The following is a 2,671-nucleotide window of genomic DNA, read 5'->3' on the forward strand; positions in this document are numbered from 1 at the left end:
TTATTCTTTTAAGCGCCGCGTGGATTTCCCCGCGGCGCTTTTTTTATTACACTGCCGGAAGTGATTTTGCCCCAGAGCTCCGGACAGCAAGCGTTTCAGCGGTGTTAACAACTGCCAGCGACGTTGTAAACTCCTGAGCCCGGACAGATAAATTAGAGGAGCTTTTATGAATCCGACATTGTTACGCGTAACACAACGCATTATTGAGCGCTCGAAGGAGACCCGTTCGGCCTACCTCGCCCGGATTGAACAGGCAAAGAGCAATACCGTCCATCGCTCCCAGCTGGCCTGTGGTAACCTGGCGCACGGCTTCGCGGCCTGCCAGCCCGATGATAAAGCCTCCCTGAAAAGCATGTTGCGTAACAATATCGCCATTATTACCTCCTATAACGACATGCTCTCCGCCCACCAGCCGTATGAGGTCTATCCCAATATCATTCGTAACGCGCTGCACAGCGTGAATGCGGTAGGTCAGGTCGCGGGTGGCGTGCCGGCAATGTGCGACGGTGTGACCCAGGGGCAGGATGGTATGGAGCTGTCGCTGCTCAGCCGCGAAGTGATTGCGATGTCTGCTGCAGTAGGCCTGTCACACAACATGTTTGATGGCGCACTGTACCTGGGCGTGTGCGACAAGATCGTTCCGGGACTGGTGATGGCAGCGCTGTCGTTTGGCCATCTGCCCGCGATTTTTGTGCCGTCTGGCCCGATGGCAAGCGGCCTGCCGAATAAAGAAAAAGTGCGTATTCGCCAGCTGTATGCGGAAGGAAAAGCAGACCGTCAGGCGCTGCTGGAGGCGGAAGCCGCGTCCTACCATGCGCCGGGTACCTGTACATTCTACGGCACGGCCAACACCAACCAGATGGTGGTGGAATTTATGGGCATGCAGCTGCCGGGCTCGTCCTTTATCCAGCCGGATGCACCACTGCGTCAGGCCTTGACTGAGGCCGCAGCCCGTCAGGTGACGCGTCTGACCGGAAACGGCAATGAATGGATGCCTATGGGCAAAATGGTCGACGAAAAAGTGATCGTCAACGGTATCGTGGCTCTGCTGGCCACCGGCGGTTCGACCAACCACACCATGCACCTGGTAGCCATGGCGCGCGCGGCGGGCATTCTGATCAACTGGGATGATTTCTCTGAGATCTCTTCCGTGGTGCCGCTGATGGCACGTCTTTACCCGAACGGTCCGGCGGACATCAACCACTTCCAGGCTGCAGGTGGCGTACCGCTGCTGATGCGCGAGCTGCTGAAAGGCGGTTTGCTGCATGAAGACGTCAACACCGTGGCAGGCTTTGGCCTGCAGCGCTATACCCAGGAGCCGTGGCTGAACAATGGCGAGCTGGACTGGCGCGACGGGGCGACCGCATCTCTCGATGCGCAGGTGATTGCCACCATCGACAAACCGTTCTCTCCTCATGGTGGCACCAAAGTGCTGAGCGGCAACCTCGGTCGTGCGGTGATGAAAACGTCTGCTGTACCGGAAGAGAACCAGGTTATTGAAGCGCCGGCTGTGGTGTTTGAAAGCCAGCACGACGTATTACCCGCTTTTGACGCGGGTCTGCTTGATAAAGACTGTGTGGTGGTAGTGCGTCATCAGGGGCCAAAAGCGAACGGCATGCCAGAATTACATAAACTTATGCCACCACTTGGTGTATTATTGGACCGCCGTTTCAAAATTGCGTTAGTGACCGATGGACGCCTCTCCGGTGCATCCGGCAAAGTGCCTTCAGCCATCCACGTCACGCCGGAAGCTTATGACGGCGGTTTGCTGGCGAAAGTGCGCGACGGTGACATAATCCGCGTGAACGGTCAGACAGGTGAGTTAACCCTGCTGGTGGATGAAGCAGAGCTGGCGGCACGTCAGCCACATATTCCTGACCTGAGCGCATCGCGCGTGGGGACCGGACGCGAAATGTTCAGCGCGCTGCGTGAGAAACTCTCCGGTGCGGAGCAGGGCGCGACCTGTATTACGTTTTAAGACGACTTGATTTTAACGATCTGGCGAGAGAAAACTCTGATGAAAAACTGGAAAACAAGTGCAGAAGCAATCCTGACCACTGGCCCTGTCGTGCCGGTTATCGTGGTAAACAAGCTGGAGCACGCTGTGCCAATGGCGAAAGCGCTGGTTGCGGGTGGCGTTCGTGTTCTGGAAGTGACCCTGCGTACCGCCTGCGCGATGGATGCGATTCGCGCTATCGCCAAAGAAGTGCCGGACGCCATCATCGGTGCGGGCACTGTTCTCAACGCGCAACAGCTGGCAGAAGTCACGGAGGCCGGAGCTCAGTTCGCTATCAGCCCTGGCCTGACCGAGCCGCTGCTGAAAGCAGCGACCGAAGGCACTATTCCTTTGATCCCAGGTATCAGCACCGTGTCTGAACTGATGCTGGGCATGGACTACGGCCTGAAAGAGTTCAAATTCTTCCCGGCAGAAGCCAACGGCGGCACCAAAGCGCTGCAGGCGATTGCAGGTCCATTCTCTCAGGTGCGTTTCTGCCCGACGGGCGGTATCTCTCCGGCGAACTACCGTGACTACCTGGCGCTGAAAAGCGTGCTGTGCATCGGGGGTTCATGGCTGGTGCCAGCGGATGCGCTGGAAGCGGGCGACTGGGATCGCATCACGAAACTGGCTCGCGAAGCGGTTGAAGGCGCGAAGCAATAAGTTTTTTATCGT

2 protein-coding genes are annotated in these 2,671 nt (G+C 57.4%); both read left to right on the forward strand.

Features of this window, described 5'->3' with window-relative positions:
• The first annotated feature begins 166 nt into the window (after positions 1 to 166).
• Positions 167 to 1,978 (forward strand): phosphogluconate dehydratase, encoded by a 1,812-nt coding sequence (edd, locus tag L977_RS13985; protein ID WP_047626005.1) that lies wholly within the window; start codon positions 167 to 169, stop codon positions 1,976 to 1,978.
• Positions 1,979 to 2,017: 39 nt separating this feature from the next.
• A complete protein-coding gene (gene kdgA, locus L977_RS13990; RefSeq protein ID WP_014884307.1) occupies positions 2,018 to 2,659 on the forward strand; it encodes a bifunctional 4-hydroxy-2-oxoglutarate aldolase/2-dehydro-3-deoxy-phosphogluconate aldolase in 642 nt (213 codons plus the stop codon).
• Positions 2,660 to 2,671 lie beyond the last annotated feature (12 nt).

It is taken from the genome of Enterobacter sp. ZOR0014 (genome assembly GCF_000798855.1).
Lineage (GTDB): Bacteria > Pseudomonadota > Gammaproteobacteria > Enterobacterales > Enterobacteriaceae > Enterobacter > Enterobacter kobei.

Coding starts and splice junctions, on each gene's coding strand:
- edd (WP_047626005.1), top strand. CDS start 167: ATGAATCCGACATTGTTACGCGTAACACAACGCATTATTGAGCGCTCG.
- kdgA (WP_014884307.1), top strand. CDS start 2,018: ATGAAAAACTGGAAAACAAGTGCAGAAGCAATCCTGACCACTGGCCCT.